Genomic DNA, 14,146 nt, shown 5'->3' on the forward strand with positions numbered 1-14,146 from the left:
TTGAGTTAGGAAAATGGGGTGAGATTAATGAAAGTTTCATTATTTATTACATGTGTTAGTGACATGATTTTTGCCGATGTTGGTAAACATACAGTGGGAATTTTGGAGCGGGTTGGTTGTGAGGTTGATTTTCCTGTGGCGCAAACATGTTGCGGTCAGCCAGCTTATAATAGTGGGTATTTACAAGAAGCGAAGCAATCTATGAAACAAATAATGCTTTCGTTTAAAGATTCGGAGTATGTAGTTGGTCCCTCGGGTTCTTGTGTCGGCATGTTAAGAGAGTATCCAGCTATTTTCAAAGGGGACTCAGAATGGGAAGAAGCAGCGATAGACCTTGCTAATAAGAGCTATGAAATTACGCAATTCTTAGTTGATGTCTTAGGGGTAACGGACTTAGGCTCTACCTTTAAAGGCAAGGTTACCTATCACCCATCTTGTCATATGACGCGTATTCTTGGAGTGAAGGATGCTCCACAAACACTTTTACGTCATGTGAAAGGCATCGAGTTGATAGAATTGCCCATAAAAGAAGATTGCTGTGGATTTGGTGGGACGTTTGCTGTGAAAAATTCAGAAATATCACGGGAAATGGTAAAAGAAAAGTCACAGCATGTAGCAGAAACGAATGCAGAATATTTAGTAGGTGGAGATATGGGTTGCTTAATGAATATTGGCGGTAGAATGCGTCGAGAGGGGAAAAATATAAAAATCGTCCACATCACGGAAATTTTGAATACACATGAACAAGGTGGGGGAATTGCATGAGTATCAAACTGGGAGATCTGTCATACCAACAGCGAATTGAAAAAGGGATTGAGAATGACTTCATGAGAGAAGCTGTTTCCTCTGCGCAAGGGCGATTTAGAAATGGTCGCCTCACTCAAGCGGAGGAGCTTGGTGATTGGGAGGACTGGCGTCAGCTTGGATCCGAAATCCGTACGCATACATTAGAAAATATTGATTATTACTTGCAACAATTAAGTGAACAAGTATCCAAACGTGGCGGAAATGTATTTTTCGCCACTACAGCAGAGGAAGCTAATGCTTATATTGAAAAGGTCATTAAACAGAAAAACGGTAAGAAGATCGTTAAATCTAAATCGATGGTAACAGAAGAGATTGGCTTGAATCAACATTTGGAGAAACTGGGTGCAGAAGTTGTTGAGTCCGATTTAGGTGAATGGATTTTACAGCTTGATGAAGATCCTCCTTCCCATATCGTAACGCCTGCTCTACATAAAAATAAAGAGCAAATTCGCAAAACTTTTGCAGAAAAACGTGGCTATGATCAGTCCGATTCTCCTGAGGAGCTAGCGGCATTTGCCCGTGAACAGCTACGTAAAGACTTTCTTTCTGCTGATGTTGGGATTACCGGTTGTAATTTTGCAATTGCTGAATCAGGTGCGATTACATTAGTTACCAATGAAGGCAACGCTCGCATGGTAACAGCTCTACCAGAAACGCAAATAACGGTTATGGGAATGGAGCGTATTGCCCCAACGTGGGAAGATATGGAAGTATTAGTAAGTCTGCTAACACGAGCAGCTGTCGGCCAGAAGTTAACAAGCTATGTTACGTCTTATACAGGAGCTAGATTAGAAGGAGAAATTGATGGACCAGATGATTATCATTTAGTGATCGTGGATAATGGTCGTTCGAAAATATTAGGAACAGAATTTCAATCGGCTTTGCATTGTATCCGCTGTGCAGCTTGTATTAATGTATGTCCAGTATATCGACATGTCGGAGGTCATGCGTATAATTCTATTTATCCCGGTCCGATCGGCGCAGTTTTAACACCACTATTGGATGGCTATGACGATCATAAGGAGTTACCATATGCGTCTTCCCTTTGCGCAGCTTGTACAGAAGCATGCCCGGTCAAAATTCCATTACATGAGCAGCTGATCCGTCATCGTCAAATAATTGTAGAACAGGAGAAGAAATCCCCGATAATGGAGAAGATAATGATGAAGGGATTTGCACAATGGGCCTCTACTCCTGCTGCATACAAGCTAAGTACGAAGTTGGCAAGAACAGCCTTAAAGCCATGGACGAAAGATGAAACGATTAAAAATGGTCCTGGCCCCTTAAAAGGTTGGACAGACGTAAGAGATTTTCCGGCACCAGCGAAACAATCTTTTCGTGCGTGGTGGAAGGAACGGCAAAAAGGAGAGGTCCGTAATGGCAATTCATAATCAAGATGCATTTTTAAGTAATGTAGCAGCTCATTTAGGACGACCGCGTCGTATTTCTGGAGTAAAGCGTCCATCTTGGAGCGTTCGTCCGCAAGATCGTGTTTTTGCAGGCTATTCTAAAGAAGAACTGCTAGCGGTATTAAAAAAGCAGTGTCAAGCGATCCATACCGATGTTGTTGAAGTGCAGCAATCTGAATTGGCGGAAGCGTTAACAGATACAATTAAGCGATATAGAGGAAAAACAGTAGTTGTAGCCAATGATAAACGGAATGCACTATATGGGCTGGATCAATTCTATGAGCAACTTAACAAAGAGGTAGATGTGCATATTTGGGATGCGCAACTTGGAAAGGAAAATCAAACCATCGCTGAACGTGCCGATATTGGTATCTCTTTTAGCGATATCACTTTAGCTGAATCAGCTACTGTAACATTGTTTAATGATAAGCATCATGGACGTTCAATTAGCTTATTGCCCAAAAGCTTTATTGCTATTATCCCTAAGAGTACGATTGTCCCACGCTTAACACAAGCAGCACAGCAATTGCATGCGTCTGTGGAAAAAGGAGAGCGCGTTCCTTCTTGTGTCAGTTTTGTTTCTGGTCCGAGTAACAGCGCAGATATTGAAATGAATTTAATTGTGGGCGTACATGGACCTATTCAAGCAACGTATATTGTCGTGGGGGATAAGTAAAAATTGAAAAATAGAAAAAGCAGTGTACGCCATTGTTTTATTTAGATAGAATAACGTGAATTAAATTTACTTTTGAATATTCCATTTAAATAGAGCGGGAGATTATTTGAATCAAACCAATAATCCCCCATTTTTTATTCCTTTTCTCTCTCGTGGATAGCGTGCTGTAACTCGATTTAGGAGCTGATAACCCATTGACCAATTGTAATAAGACTAAGCGAGAGATCACAACACCTAAATACCCTTCGTAAAAAACTTTAGGTCGTACCATTACGTTACTAACCATTCAGTAGGAGAGCCCCACTGATTGCAGATTCACTATATCCTGCGCACAATAGTTCATTTTGTTTTTTAGGTAACGATTAGTGCAGAGTGAATAATCTTTTGGATGGTTAGGGTTTTTTCTAAGAGATAAGAAAGTATAAAAATTTTGGCATTGGGATAACGATATAACGGAATAGTCACGTCCGGCTTAGCGCCCAGCAACTAGACGACTTCACGAATCGCCCTCCGATAAGTCATCATTGGTTCGTGGTTAAGAGGAAGGCCGACTAAAAACGGGCTTGCCGCCCGACGTCGGCATACTCCTGTTGCAGGAGCATGGTTCCTAAAACTTTAGTTGCTTCGCTCCAGTCGCTACGTTGCTAACCGGGTGCTTGCGCCTTTGTTCCACTATAGGAAAGTATAAGATTTTTTTGGTTTATAGTATAAGAAAAACAAAGGCTTCCGCCATAAGACTTGGCGACAAGCCAAGTTTCTCTAATAGGAACGAACTAGAAACATTGGAAAGACTGAATGCGGTTAAGGTCAATACCAAAGTATACCCAGTTAAAACCAGTCCAACGGAAGCCAGCAATGGAATTTCTCCCTACAAACGTTGGATAAAACCAGAAGGCGTCTCTTCTTAACCATATATACGTATATCGAAATAAACAAGCTCGGATGCCACCTGGATCAATCGTGAAGGCCTGTACTTGCGATTTTTGTGGTGTAAAAGCAGGGGGTGGGGCACTTGGAGGCTGCCCCCCACCCCCAGATCCAGGAGCAGCTGGAAACCCTGGACTTACACCCCCAGATCCAGGAGCAGCTGGAAACCCTGGACTTACACCCCCAGATCCAGGAGCAGTTGGGAACCCTGGACTTACGCCCCCAGAACCAGGAAAGTTAGGTAGACCGCCGCTTCCTGGAACCGCTGGCGGTGGTCCTGGGAATCCAAATCCTTCGCCAGCTTGCCCTGGCCCAAAAGCGACATTTTCTAATGTAGAGAAAGGAAATACACGATGGTCATCCAAGCTTGGGTCATAATGATTGTTATAAGAATACATACATTCTCCTCCTGTAAAAATTCGTCTAGTTTACTATATGGGTTATCTGTCTCGCTTGTTATTAATTTCATCATAATGGGCGGATGTTTCTATGTTAAAAAAACGTAAAGTAGGATTTGTATCTTTATAGCTATTTCTAATCATATAAGGTTATATTTGTGAAAATAAAGGGCGACGTTATAGAACTAGTTCATATAGTAAATTTAATACGAAATTTACAATTTAAAATCTTGCTTGATAATAAAAATTATCGGTGATAGTATTATCTTACTACTTGAGGAGCGCTGTTTAGAAGCTGCTAAGTAAACGGCTTGAAACTGGCAACCATAAGGTAGCATCGAACATAGCTATCAGAAAAATGTGTAGCATCGGCGAGAGAATATGTATAGTTGTCAGAGTAGGTATGTACCATCGAGAAGCGCATTAAATCTGCATAATTATGCAATTTGCTATAATTTCTGGAAATCAACAGAATAGGCTACCCGACTATGGCACTTATTTACGGATACTACAAAGAGAAAGGAATTTCATAATGAGTAACTACCACACAAAGTATGAGTACTTAGCGGATGATCCACAATTTAAAGTGATGCCAATTATGCTGTCATTAATAATCGGGGCCTTCTTTGCGATTCTTAATGAAACATTACTTAATATTGCTTTAACTACGTTAATGAAGGAATTTAATGTATCACTGACGACCGTGCAGTGGATGGCAACCGGCTTTCTTCTTGTAATGGGAATAGTTATCCCTGCCTCTGCTATTATGTTGCAGTGGTTTACAACGAGGCAGTTATTTTTAGGAACGATGATTGTTTTTACCATTGGAGCAACGATTGCAGCGTCAGCACCTACCTTTCCGATATTGCTTCTGGGAAGGCTAATTCAAGCTGCTGGTACAGGTCTATTAATGCCAGTTATTTTCAATGTCTTTCTGCTTGTTTTTCCACCGCATCGGAGAGGGAAAGTAATGGGATTAGTAGGACTTGTAATTATGTTCGCACCCGCAATCGGACCAACTCTGTCAGGTGTGATTGTTGAATATTTAGGTTGGCGTTTTCTGTTTATTGTCGTTATTCCGTTTGCTTTGTTTTCCATCGCATTTGCTTATAAGTATTTAGTGAACGTTTCTGAAGTTACGAAACCAAAAATAGATATACTTTCACTTGTTTTTTCGACAATTGGATTTGGAACATTAATTTATGGGTTTAGCTCAGCTGGGGAAAAAGGATTCCTAAATCCAAATGTATATCTGTTTATTATTGTTGGTCTCATAGGGATCACTATTTTTTCAATGAGACAATTTAAGTTAAAGGTCCCTGTTTTGGATCTTCGGGTATTTAAATATCCTATGTTCACACATGGTATGCTGATGTTTTTAATTATTATTATGATGATGTTCTCATCAGAAATAATATTACCTATTTTTATGCAGGGAGCTTTAGCATTTTCCGCTGCTAAAGCGGGAATGATGTTACTTCCAGGGAGCATCATCAATGGATTAATGTCTCCAGTTATGGGGCATTTATTTGATAAATTTGGACCAAGAGTAATGATGATTCCTGCAACATTAATTTTAAGTACTATTATGTTTATGTTGAGTAGATTAAACGAAAACACAGAGGCTTGGATGATCATTATCGCATATATCATATTAATGCTGACTGTCTCTGCCATTATGATGCCAGCAGAAACAAATGGATTGAATCAATTGCCAAAACGACTCTATCCACATGGAACATCGGTTATGTCCACGTTACAGCCAGTAGCAGGAGCTGTCGGCGTGTCTGTCTTTATTAGTATTTTAAATGCGAGGCAAAACCATTACCTAAGTCAATCTCCTACTCCGAATGACCCTGCTACCATTAACGATGCGATGATCGTAGGGGTTGAATTCGTTTATTTTATCGCATTCGCTATGTCTATCATTGCTGTTATTTTAGCATTTTTAGTATACCGAGCTGTTCCTAGAGAGCATAATCAAGAAGATAGCCCGCAATAAAATGAATCTTCAGGGTAGAGGATCTATCCTCTACCCTAATTTATTCACTCCTCGATCCGAGAAAAAATTAACTACTAAAATGAATATAAGCAAAAATAGAAACATGCGATTTTTCTTACGTGCAATGGTTGCAGTTAGATTTTTATAAAGTCAATATTCCTTTGAAAACTTTGTGTGAATTGAGGTCAAGTAACCAGCAAAAAAATCCTTTTTTGTAGTTATTTCGTGGCTTAACAGAAATGGATTCTTTTTTACAAGATAAGAAAGTATAAAAATTTTGGCTTTGGGATACCGCTATAACGGGATACTCACGTCCGGCTTAAGCGCCCAGCAACTAGGCGACTTCACGAAATCGCCTTCCGATAAGTCATCATCGGTTCGTGGTTAAGAGGAAGGCCGACTAAATACGGGCTTGTCGCTCAGACGTCAGCAGACCCCTGGTTTTAGTGGCATGATTCCTAAAACTTTAGTTGTTTCGTTCCAGTTGCTACGTTGCTAAACGGGCGATCTGCGCCTTGGTTCTATCTATATCCACTTTGAAGTAAGTTATACAGCTTCTGACAATCGGGAGAAACGAATGCGTTTAAATGTTAGATAGAAGAATAACAGTAAAATTAAATATTCGTTCTTGACCCTAACGTAACGTTATCGTTTATGCTTGAAAAGCAGGGAGGGAAGCACGGTGCAAGTGAAAGAAGTAGCTGATTTAGTTGGTATTAGTATCCGTACGCTTCACCATTATGACGCTATTGGTTTGCTCAAACCGCAGCATACAACAAGAGCGGGTTACCGGATTTATACAGCTAGTGAGCTGGAACGGCTACAGCAAATCCTGTTTTTTAAAGAACTTGGATTTCCTCTGAAGAATATAAAGGAAATCTTAGATAATCCTTCCTTTGATCAAGTAGAAGCGTTAGAAAAGCATTACGAACGACTGCTTGCTAAACGAAGACAAATCGATACGATGCTGGAAACAATTCAAAAAACGATGAGACATACGAAAGGGGAAATTACAATGAGTAATCAAGAACGCTTTGCGGGATTTGATTTTAGCAGCAACCCATATGAACAAGAAGCTCGTGAACGTTGGGGAGATGAAGCTGTTGATAAAGCAAATGCCAACATAAACGATTTAAACAAAAGAGAGAATCTGGAACAAACCATCAACGAGTTGTACCACAGGCTTGCAGACATTCGTAAAGAGGACCCAGCTTCAGAAGTAGCGCAAAAGCGAATTGCTGAGTGGTTCCATTTATTGAATGAAATAGGGACTTATTCATTAGACGCTTTTAAAGGGCTAGGGCAAATATACGTAGATGACGAATGTTTCAGGAAAAACATTGACCAATTTGGTGAAGGACTAGCGATCTTTATGCGAGACGCAATGGCGATTTACGCAGATAGTAAATAAGGGGAACAGGAAAAGCATTTTTTCTACGTGCAGCCTAAGCGGCTTTTTTAGTGAAGCAACTTTCTATAGAGTTTGAATGACATTATCTAGTAATATGAACAACCTTTTAGGCAATAATGCAAGCAACTCCCTTTAGCTTAGAAAAACGAGACTTGAATAAACTATTTTTTTATGTAGATAATGCATTATTTTACCCCGAATATAAAGGTGCTGATCCAACTCCCGTTTCAGGAGTTGGATCAACTATATCAAGTCTAAGTGGAGGTAACAGCACCTAAATCCGCCCTTCCTTTAAGTTATACAATTACGGTACTAACAATCAGTGGGATTTTCATTTATCCCCCACTGAATGAAAATTCACTTTATAATTTTGCAACTGCTTCGTTAATATTTTTTGCCTTGGTAATGGCGGATATAATAGCCACCCCCTCAGTTCCTGCCTCCAAAACTGATGCTGCATTTTCGGTAGAGATTCCACCAATCCCAACAATTGGCATGTTTGGATAAAGCTGTTTTACTTGTTTAATCCAACCTGTACCAACTGCAGGTTTTGCATCCTCTTTAGTGGATGTGGAAAAAATTGGGCCGACACCAAGGTAATCAACAAGATCAAGTGGGCTTGATTGTAATTCTTGCATGTTGGATATAGAAAGACCGATCCATTTATTTGGGAAACGTTGTCGCAATTCTGAAGCATCTACATCATCCTGCCCGACATGGATTCCGTCCGCATCTAAAACTTGTGTTAACTCCACATCATCATTAACAAAAAATGGGATGTCATATTGCTTGCACATATTTCGTAATTCTTTTCCTAATATATACTTTTGAAATCCCGATAGAGATCCTTGTCCTTTTTCGCGATATTGAAAAGCAGTAATACCTGCTTGAATTGCTTCTTCCAAAATTTGTTTTGGACCTCGATCGCAATTTTGACTACCCATAATGAAGTATTTTCGTAAAGCTTGCTGTAAATTCAAGATGAACAAGCACTCCTTTCTTAAGTTATTGTTATCTCTTCTTTACCAAACCTATACCACACCTAAGTTTTTTTGAAACTTATTCATATAAGTTAAAAATGGAAGATAGAAAGGCTCCATCATCCATACTGATGAAGCCGGGAAAATGAAATCCTCGTGGTACTACATACATGAGGTCTAAGCGCCATTTAACTGATCCACACTGCGTGATAATGCATCAATAAACGCTGGTAGAAAGCTGCCCGATCCATGGACATGTCCTTGGGCCGCAGCATACTCTGCTGCTAATCCATAAAAATAGACAGCTGCAAATGCTTGATCCTCTATAGGTTCTTCTGTGGTTAAACAAGCGGTTAAAATAGAGCCTAACAAGCATCCTGCCCCAGTGATTTTTTCCAGATAGCGATGTCCAGTTGTATTCTCTATGACGTTACCTTCGCTGCAAATAAAGTCTGTTTCTCCTGTTACAACTGCTGTCGTTCGGTACATTTCGGATACTTTCGCTGCAATTTGTTTTCCATCTCCATCTCCAACAGATTCGACGCCTTTAACTTCCCAAGGAATATCAACAAGCTTCGCCATTTCCCCTGCATTCCCTTTAATGGCAGTGAATTGTACTTCTTGCGACAATCGTTTTACGACATCTTTACGGAAAGACGTTGCTCCAATCCCAACAGGATCCAGGACAACAGGGATGCCTTTTTGGTTGGCTGCTTTACCTGCAAGCTTCATTGCAGGAAGCTCCTTTAGTGTTGATGTTCCAATATTAATAAGTACTCCATCGGCGATGGATGCCATTTCGCTTGCTTCTTCTTCCGCTTTTGCCATGATTGGTGAACCACCAAAAGCTAATAGACCATTAGCGGTAAAGTTCATTACTACTTCATTCGTTAAATTATGAATAAGTGGATTCCTTGTTCTTACTTGTTGAATAACAGATTCGTTCATTGTTCCACCCTTTCTTCACGAATTCCCCAATGATTTGTAGGTCCATTTCCAGCCCCTAGGGGGAACGAGTGTTTTATAGCTGCTGTTACAAATTGCTTCGCTTTATTAACGGCTTCGTATAAAGGATACCCTTTGCTTAAATAGGCTGTAATGGCTGCTGAGTATGTGCAACCAGTGCCATGTGTACTTGTCGTATCAAAGCGTTTGGAATGAAAGGTGTGGATCGTATTTCCATCATACAAGTAATCAACCGCATCGCCTTCTAGATGTCCGCCTTTCACTAGTGCAGCTTGAGCACCGTGTTTTTCCACAATTTCGCTGGCAGCCGCTTTTAAATCGTTTATATCACGTATTTTTTGTCCGGTAATAAATTCTGCTTCCGGGATATTCGGCGTGACAACAGTAGCTAAAGGTAGCAGCTGTTGTTTTAAAAAGTCCCGTGCTTCTTCAACAATTAAAGGGTCACCGCTTGTAGCAACCATTACCGGATCCATTACATAATGGGCGTCTGTCTTAGACAATTGTTCTGCAATTACGCGCATCATGGATTCATTGGCGATCATCCCTGTCTTCAAACTGTGTACTGGCATATCAGAAAAGACGGAATGCAGTTGCTCTTTAATCATTTCAATTGACATATGGGAAATATTTTGTACACCAGTTGTATTTTGAGCAAGAACAGAAGTAATTACCGACATGCCATAAACGGTTAGCTCCTGAAAAGTTTTAAGATCAGCTTGAATACCTGCACCTCCCGTTGGGTCCGTTCCTGCAATCGTTAATGCACATGGAATTTGTTTCATCCTATTCGCTTCCCTTCCAATTTTATTCGTGTTCCTTTTTAAACTTTAAATATAGAAAAGATATTCCCTACTGCGTAGTGTTCGATGCCTTAGCTTTCTTGTAAACGAACGATTTGATCCGTTTTAACACGTAAAACGACGAACCAACCAAGAAACGCACCAGAAATACTACTTATTAAAAACGATGGCATAAAGAATAAAGCCCCTGCACTACTATCCATAAATAGCTTTGCAACCGGTACTGCAAGCAGGGAGCCAATAATTCCAGTGCCAATGCTCTCCCCAATTACCGCCCATACCTTTTTCTTAAACGTGCGATAAAGCACACCGGCTAACCATGCACCAACCATCGCTCCGGGAAATGCTAATATCGTTCCAAGCCCTAGCATATTTCGTAATAGCCCTATCATGAAAGCTACTACTACTGCAGGACTAGGGCCTAATGTAATTGCTGCCATCACATTAACGGCATGTTGGACAGGGTATGCTTTGGCAAACCCGGCTGGGAACCAAAGAAATTGTGCTCCCAGTGTTCCGATGGCAACAAAGACAGCCATTAGTGTTAATACATATGTTTTTTTCATTGCATCACCTTACTATTCATATTCTTCTGTGTAAGACGTTATCTTCGCAGAGGGAAAATTGCTTTGAAAGATAGGCAGAGAAGAAGTGTTTTCCAGTTAAATTTTTTGGAGGTTAGTAATTAATCGTCATCACAAAAAGAGAAATCAAATAGATAATAGATACGAAGTGAAAGGGAAGATAGATGGGTATACTTCGGAAACTATCATTTCATGCTTCACATGTTTCGTGCCGAAAACGATTGTTGGTCCTAACCATATATTAGAAAAACTTGGCTTGTCGCCAAATCTTATGGCGAAAGCCTTTGTTTTTCTTAAACTATAAGAAAGTATAAAATGAGCGGCTTGGAGATAACGAAATATCCGAATAGCCACGTCTGGCGTATGAGCCCAGCAACGATGCGACATTAGAAATGCGCCCTCTGATAAGGCCTCATCGGTTCGTCGCTAAGAGGAGGGCCGACTAAAAACGGGCTTGCCGTCAGTCGTCGACAGCCCCCTGTTTTTAGTGGCATGTTTCCTAAAAATTTAGTTGATTCGTTCATTCGCTACGTTGCTAACGGGTGCCCCGTGCCTTTGCTCTACTATAAGCTAAAAAACCCTTATACTTTCCTATAGTGTAAAAAAAGTCAGATCCATATTGGACCTGACTTGGAAGTTTTTAGGTAGAAAAATCTCTCTACTACTTCCCTCCGCTGGTCTTAACCAGATCAGGTCAATAAGAGTCAGAAGCTATTTGCTTCTTCTCAGCCCCTAATAGGGCCCCCCTAGTAGTTCTTAAATATATATGTAATTCTATCTAGCAATGCTAGTAATTTAAGGATAACAAATCAACGCGTGTTTGTCATGGAAAATGATAGTGTTTCAACTTATTCAAAATAACGAAGGATAGGGTGAAGATGAAATAATGAGTAATCAGCTAAAGTAATAGTTTTCTCGAATTGTAGCAGGAAATCTGTATAAAGAAAGATTAATAATTTTAAGCGGACATGAATAATAATAATAACATTACAAGATGGCTCTAAAATCCTATACATTTTAAAGCCAAAATAAAGATTCATATCTTGGATTTAAAACTATAGGACGTATGTCTTCATCTTATGATAAAAATATGCTTAATGAAAAAGAGGTGATAATAACGATGCTCGAAGTCATACTGGAATTACAGGATTTGCATACGCACTTTTATACAGATAAGGGGGAAATCCCCGCGGTAGATGGGGTTAGCTTATCCGTTCATAAAGGCGAGGTGGTTGGAATTGTTGGTGAATCGGGATGTGGAAAAAGCGTAACCTCCTTATCAGTAATGCAATTAATCCCCAGTCCGCCTGGAAAAATAGTAAGTGGCAATATTAAATTTAAAGGTGAAGAAATTGTATCCGCTTCCAATAAAAGGATGAAACAAATACGTGGTAATGAGATTTCCATGATCTTTCAGGAGCCAATGACTTCGTTAGACCCTTTGTTTACTATAGGCAATCAGATTATGGAAGGGATACAATTGCACGAAAAAATAAGCAAACAAGACGCTCGAAACAGAACTATGGCATTATTACGACTGGTAGGTATCCCAAGAGCAAATGAGATTGTGGATAGTTACCCTCATCAATTGTCAGGCGGAATGAGGCAACGTGTAATGATTGCCATGTCCATGGCTTGTAACCCAGATTTGTTAATTGCAGATGAACCTACAACAGCACTTGATGTTACTATTCAAGCACAAATATTAGATCTTATGCGCCAGTTAAATAAAGAAAAACAGACAGCGATCTTATTAATCACTCATGATTTAGGCATCGTGGCAGAAATATGCGATCGAGTTGTTGTCATGTATGCGGGGCAAGTAATTGAAGAAGGGACGACGAGAGAGATATTAAAATATCCAAATCATCCTTATACGAAAGGTCTAATTCGATCACTGCCAACTATGAATAAAAAAGAGCAACGTCTTTACTCCATTCCAGGAATTGTACCAAAGCCAAAAATGGGAAGAGTAGGCTGTCGTTTTGCACCACGCTGTGACCTTGCGTTTGAACGTTGTTTTCAAGAGACTCCTCCATTGTTTGAGTTAGGGAGAATTCGTAAAAGCAGGTGCTTTTTAAATGAACAAACGGAAGGAGGAAGAGCAGAAAATGACAAAACCACTGCTGGAAGTTAAGGGACTGAAAAAATATTTTGAGATAAGAGGAGGGGTGTTTGGTCGAAAAACTGGGGAAATAAAAGCCGTCGATGACGTCTCTTTTACAGTAAGAGAAGGAGAAATACTAGGCATTGTCGGAGAATCAGGCTGTGGGAAGTCCACGACTGGAAAATCGATTTTGCGCTTAATTGAACCTTCGGCTGGGGAAGTGACATTTGCGGGTAGAAAGATTACTCATTTGGATTCAGAAGAGCTGCGCAAACTACGTAAGAATATGCAGATTATTTTTCAGGATCCGTACGCTTCTTTAAATCCGCGGCACACGGTTGAAAAAATAATTGGTGAACCTCTGCTTGTCCATAAGACGATATCTGCGGAAGAACGAAAAAAGCGAGTGAAAGAATTATTAGAAGTAGTCGGACTTAGCAGCTATCATGCTTCAAGATACCCGCACCAGTTTAGTGGCGGACAACGACAGCGAATCGGAATTGCCCGAGCACTAGCGAACCATCCCAAATTAATTATCTGCGATGAACCAGTATCAGCATTAGATGTTTCCGTTCAGTCACAAATTCTAAATTTGATGCAAAAGCTGCGCGAAGAATTTCAGTTAACTTATGTGTTTATCGCTCACGATCTAAGCGTTGTAAAACATATAAGTGATCGGGTAGGCGTTATGTACTTGGGAGGCTTGATGGAATTAGCGGACAAGGACAAGTTGTATACAGGTCCCAAACATCCATATACACAAGCGTTATTGTCAGCAGTACCAACACCGGACCCTGACGATGTCAGAGAACGAATTATTTTAAAAGGCGATGTACCAAGTCCAGCTAACCCTCCGACAGGGTGTGTGTTTCACACAAGGTGTCCACAAGCAATGGACATTTGTAAAACAGTAAAACCAGTGTTTGAAGAGGTGGAAGATAACCATTTTGTCGCATGTCATTTGTTCGTTATGTAAGGTGCTGTAGGTTACCACTTACAAAGTTGAGTTGAATGCAAACAAATCTAAGGCAACCTATTAGTTCGGAGACTTTTAGGTCATACCCACGCGGTACTAA

The 14,146-nt window shown here is 40.2% G+C and carries 12 protein-coding genes and 1 riboswitch; of the genes, 7 read left to right on the forward strand and 5 right to left on the reverse strand.

The genetic code is table 11. From position 1 onward, the window contains the following. Positions 1-27 precede the first annotated feature (27 nt). From D1839_RS00710 to D1839_RS00720, 3 genes are read left to right on the forward strand one after another with little or no spacing between them, the layout of a single operon-like run. A complete protein-coding gene (locus D1839_RS00710; RefSeq protein ID WP_120377971.1) occupies positions 28-765 on the forward strand; it encodes a (Fe-S)-binding protein in 738 nt (245 codons plus the stop codon). Continuing rightward, positions 762-2,198 (forward strand): LutB/LldF family L-lactate oxidation iron-sulfur protein, encoded by a 1,437-nt coding sequence (locus D1839_RS00715; protein WP_120377972.1) that lies wholly within the window; start codon positions 762-764, stop codon positions 2,196-2,198. Before D1839_RS00710 ends, D1839_RS00715 begins: the two co-directional genes overlap by 4 nt. Continuing rightward, complete coding sequence (locus D1839_RS00720) at positions 2,185-2,892, forward strand: LutC/YkgG family protein (protein WP_120377973.1); 708 nt, start codon at positions 2,185-2,187, stop codon at positions 2,890-2,892. Before D1839_RS00715 ends, D1839_RS00720 begins: the two co-directional genes overlap by 14 nt. Positions 2,893-3,665: 773 nt before the next feature. Here the strand turns inward: D1839_RS00720 and D1839_RS20255 are convergent. Beyond that, a complete protein-coding gene (locus D1839_RS20255; protein ID WP_199689872.1) occupies positions 3,666-4,217 on the reverse strand; it encodes a hypothetical protein in 552 nt (183 codons plus the stop codon). 532 nt (positions 4,218-4,749) lie between these two features. Here D1839_RS20255 and D1839_RS00730 point away from each other — a divergent pair. After that, a complete protein-coding gene (locus D1839_RS00730) occupies positions 4,750-6,219 on the forward strand; it encodes an MDR family MFS transporter (protein ID WP_120377974.1) in 1,470 nt (489 codons plus the stop codon). Between the two features lie 682 nt (positions 6,220-6,901). Next, entirely contained in the window at positions 6,902-7,630 is a 729-nt protein-coding gene (locus D1839_RS00735; protein WP_120377975.1) for a MerR family transcriptional regulator, read from the forward strand. A 362-nt stretch (positions 7,631-7,992) separates the two neighbouring features. On the opposite strand, the gene thiE is transcribed toward D1839_RS00735, so the two are convergent. The 4 genes from thiE to thiW form a co-directional block, all read right to left on the reverse strand. Further along, complete coding sequence (gene thiE / locus D1839_RS00740) at positions 7,993-8,610, reverse strand: thiamine phosphate synthase (protein ID WP_286164673.1); 618 nt, start codon at positions 8,608-8,610, stop codon at positions 7,993-7,995. A gap of 177 nt (positions 8,611-8,787) precedes the next feature. Further along, positions 8,788-9,558 carry a hydroxyethylthiazole kinase gene (gene thiM, locus D1839_RS00745; protein ID WP_120377976.1) on the reverse strand — a complete coding sequence of 257 codons (771 nt, stop codon included), beginning with the start codon at positions 9,556-9,558 and terminating at the stop codon, positions 8,788-8,790. Then, the gene (thiD, locus tag D1839_RS00750) at positions 9,555-10,361 is read right to left on the reverse strand and encodes a bifunctional hydroxymethylpyrimidine kinase/phosphomethylpyrimidine kinase (protein ID WP_120377977.1); all 807 of its coding nucleotides are present in this window, start codon (positions 10,359-10,361) and stop codon (positions 9,555-9,557) included. The genes thiM and thiD overlap by 4 nt, the downstream gene beginning before the upstream one ends. An 89-nt stretch (positions 10,362-10,450) precedes the next feature. Next, positions 10,451-10,945 (reverse strand): energy coupling factor transporter S component ThiW, encoded by a 495-nt coding sequence (gene thiW / locus D1839_RS00755; RefSeq protein ID WP_120377978.1) that lies wholly within the window; start codon positions 10,943-10,945, stop codon positions 10,451-10,453. 667 nt (positions 10,946-11,612) lie between these two features. Beyond that, positions 11,613-11,721: riboswitch (TPP riboswitch) on the reverse strand. 362 nt (positions 11,722-12,083) lie between these two features. Here thiW and D1839_RS00760 point away from each other — a divergent pair. Together D1839_RS00760 and D1839_RS00765 are read left to right on the forward strand one after the other, a co-directional pair. Continuing rightward, the gene (locus D1839_RS00760) at positions 12,084-13,100 is read left to right on the forward strand and encodes an ABC transporter ATP-binding protein (RefSeq protein ID WP_120377979.1); all 1,017 of its coding nucleotides are present in this window, start codon (positions 12,084-12,086) and stop codon (positions 13,098-13,100) included. After that, on the forward strand, positions 13,075-14,046 hold the full coding sequence (locus tag D1839_RS00765; protein ID WP_120377980.1) for an ABC transporter ATP-binding protein: 972 nt from the start codon (positions 13,075-13,077) through the stop codon (positions 14,044-14,046). Before D1839_RS00760 ends, D1839_RS00765 begins: the two co-directional genes overlap by 26 nt. Positions 14,047-14,146 lie beyond the last annotated feature (100 nt).

It is taken from the genome of Roseburia sp. 1XD42-34 (assembly GCF_009917385.1).
GTDB lineage: Bacteria > Bacillota > Bacilli > Bacillales > Amphibacillaceae > Virgibacillus.

What these genes read in the sequence shown, in the direction of transcription:
- thiD (WP_120377977.1), bottom strand. Translation starts at nt 10,361, where the DNA reads ATGAAACAAATTCCATGTGCATTAACGATTGCAGGAACGGACCCAACG.
- D1839_RS00715 (WP_120377972.1), top strand. Translation starts at nt 762, where the DNA reads ATGAGTATCAAACTGGGAGATCTGTCATACCAACAGCGAATTGAAAAA.
- thiM (WP_120377976.1), bottom strand. Translation starts at nt 9,558, where the DNA reads ATGAACGAATCTGTTATTCAACAAGTAAGAACAAGGAATCCACTTATT.
- D1839_RS00720 (WP_120377973.1), top strand. Translation starts at nt 2,185, where the DNA reads ATGGCAATTCATAATCAAGATGCATTTTTAAGTAATGTAGCAGCTCAT.
- thiW (WP_120377978.1), bottom strand. Translation starts at nt 10,945, where the DNA reads ATGAAAAAAACATATGTATTAACACTAATGGCTGTCTTTGTTGCCATC.
- D1839_RS00765 (WP_120377980.1), top strand. Translation starts at nt 13,075, where the DNA reads ATGACAAAACCACTGCTGGAAGTTAAGGGACTGAAAAAATATTTTGAG.
- D1839_RS20255 (WP_199689872.1), bottom strand. Translation starts at nt 4,217, where the DNA reads ATGTATTCTTATAACAATCATTATGACCCAAGCTTGGATGACCATCGT.
- D1839_RS00710 (WP_120377971.1), top strand. Translation starts at nt 28, where the DNA reads ATGAAAGTTTCATTATTTATTACATGTGTTAGTGACATGATTTTTGCC.
- D1839_RS00760 (WP_120377979.1), top strand. Translation starts at nt 12,084, where the DNA reads ATGCTCGAAGTCATACTGGAATTACAGGATTTGCATACGCACTTTTAT.
- D1839_RS00730 (WP_120377974.1), top strand. Translation starts at nt 4,750, where the DNA reads ATGAGTAACTACCACACAAAGTATGAGTACTTAGCGGATGATCCACAA.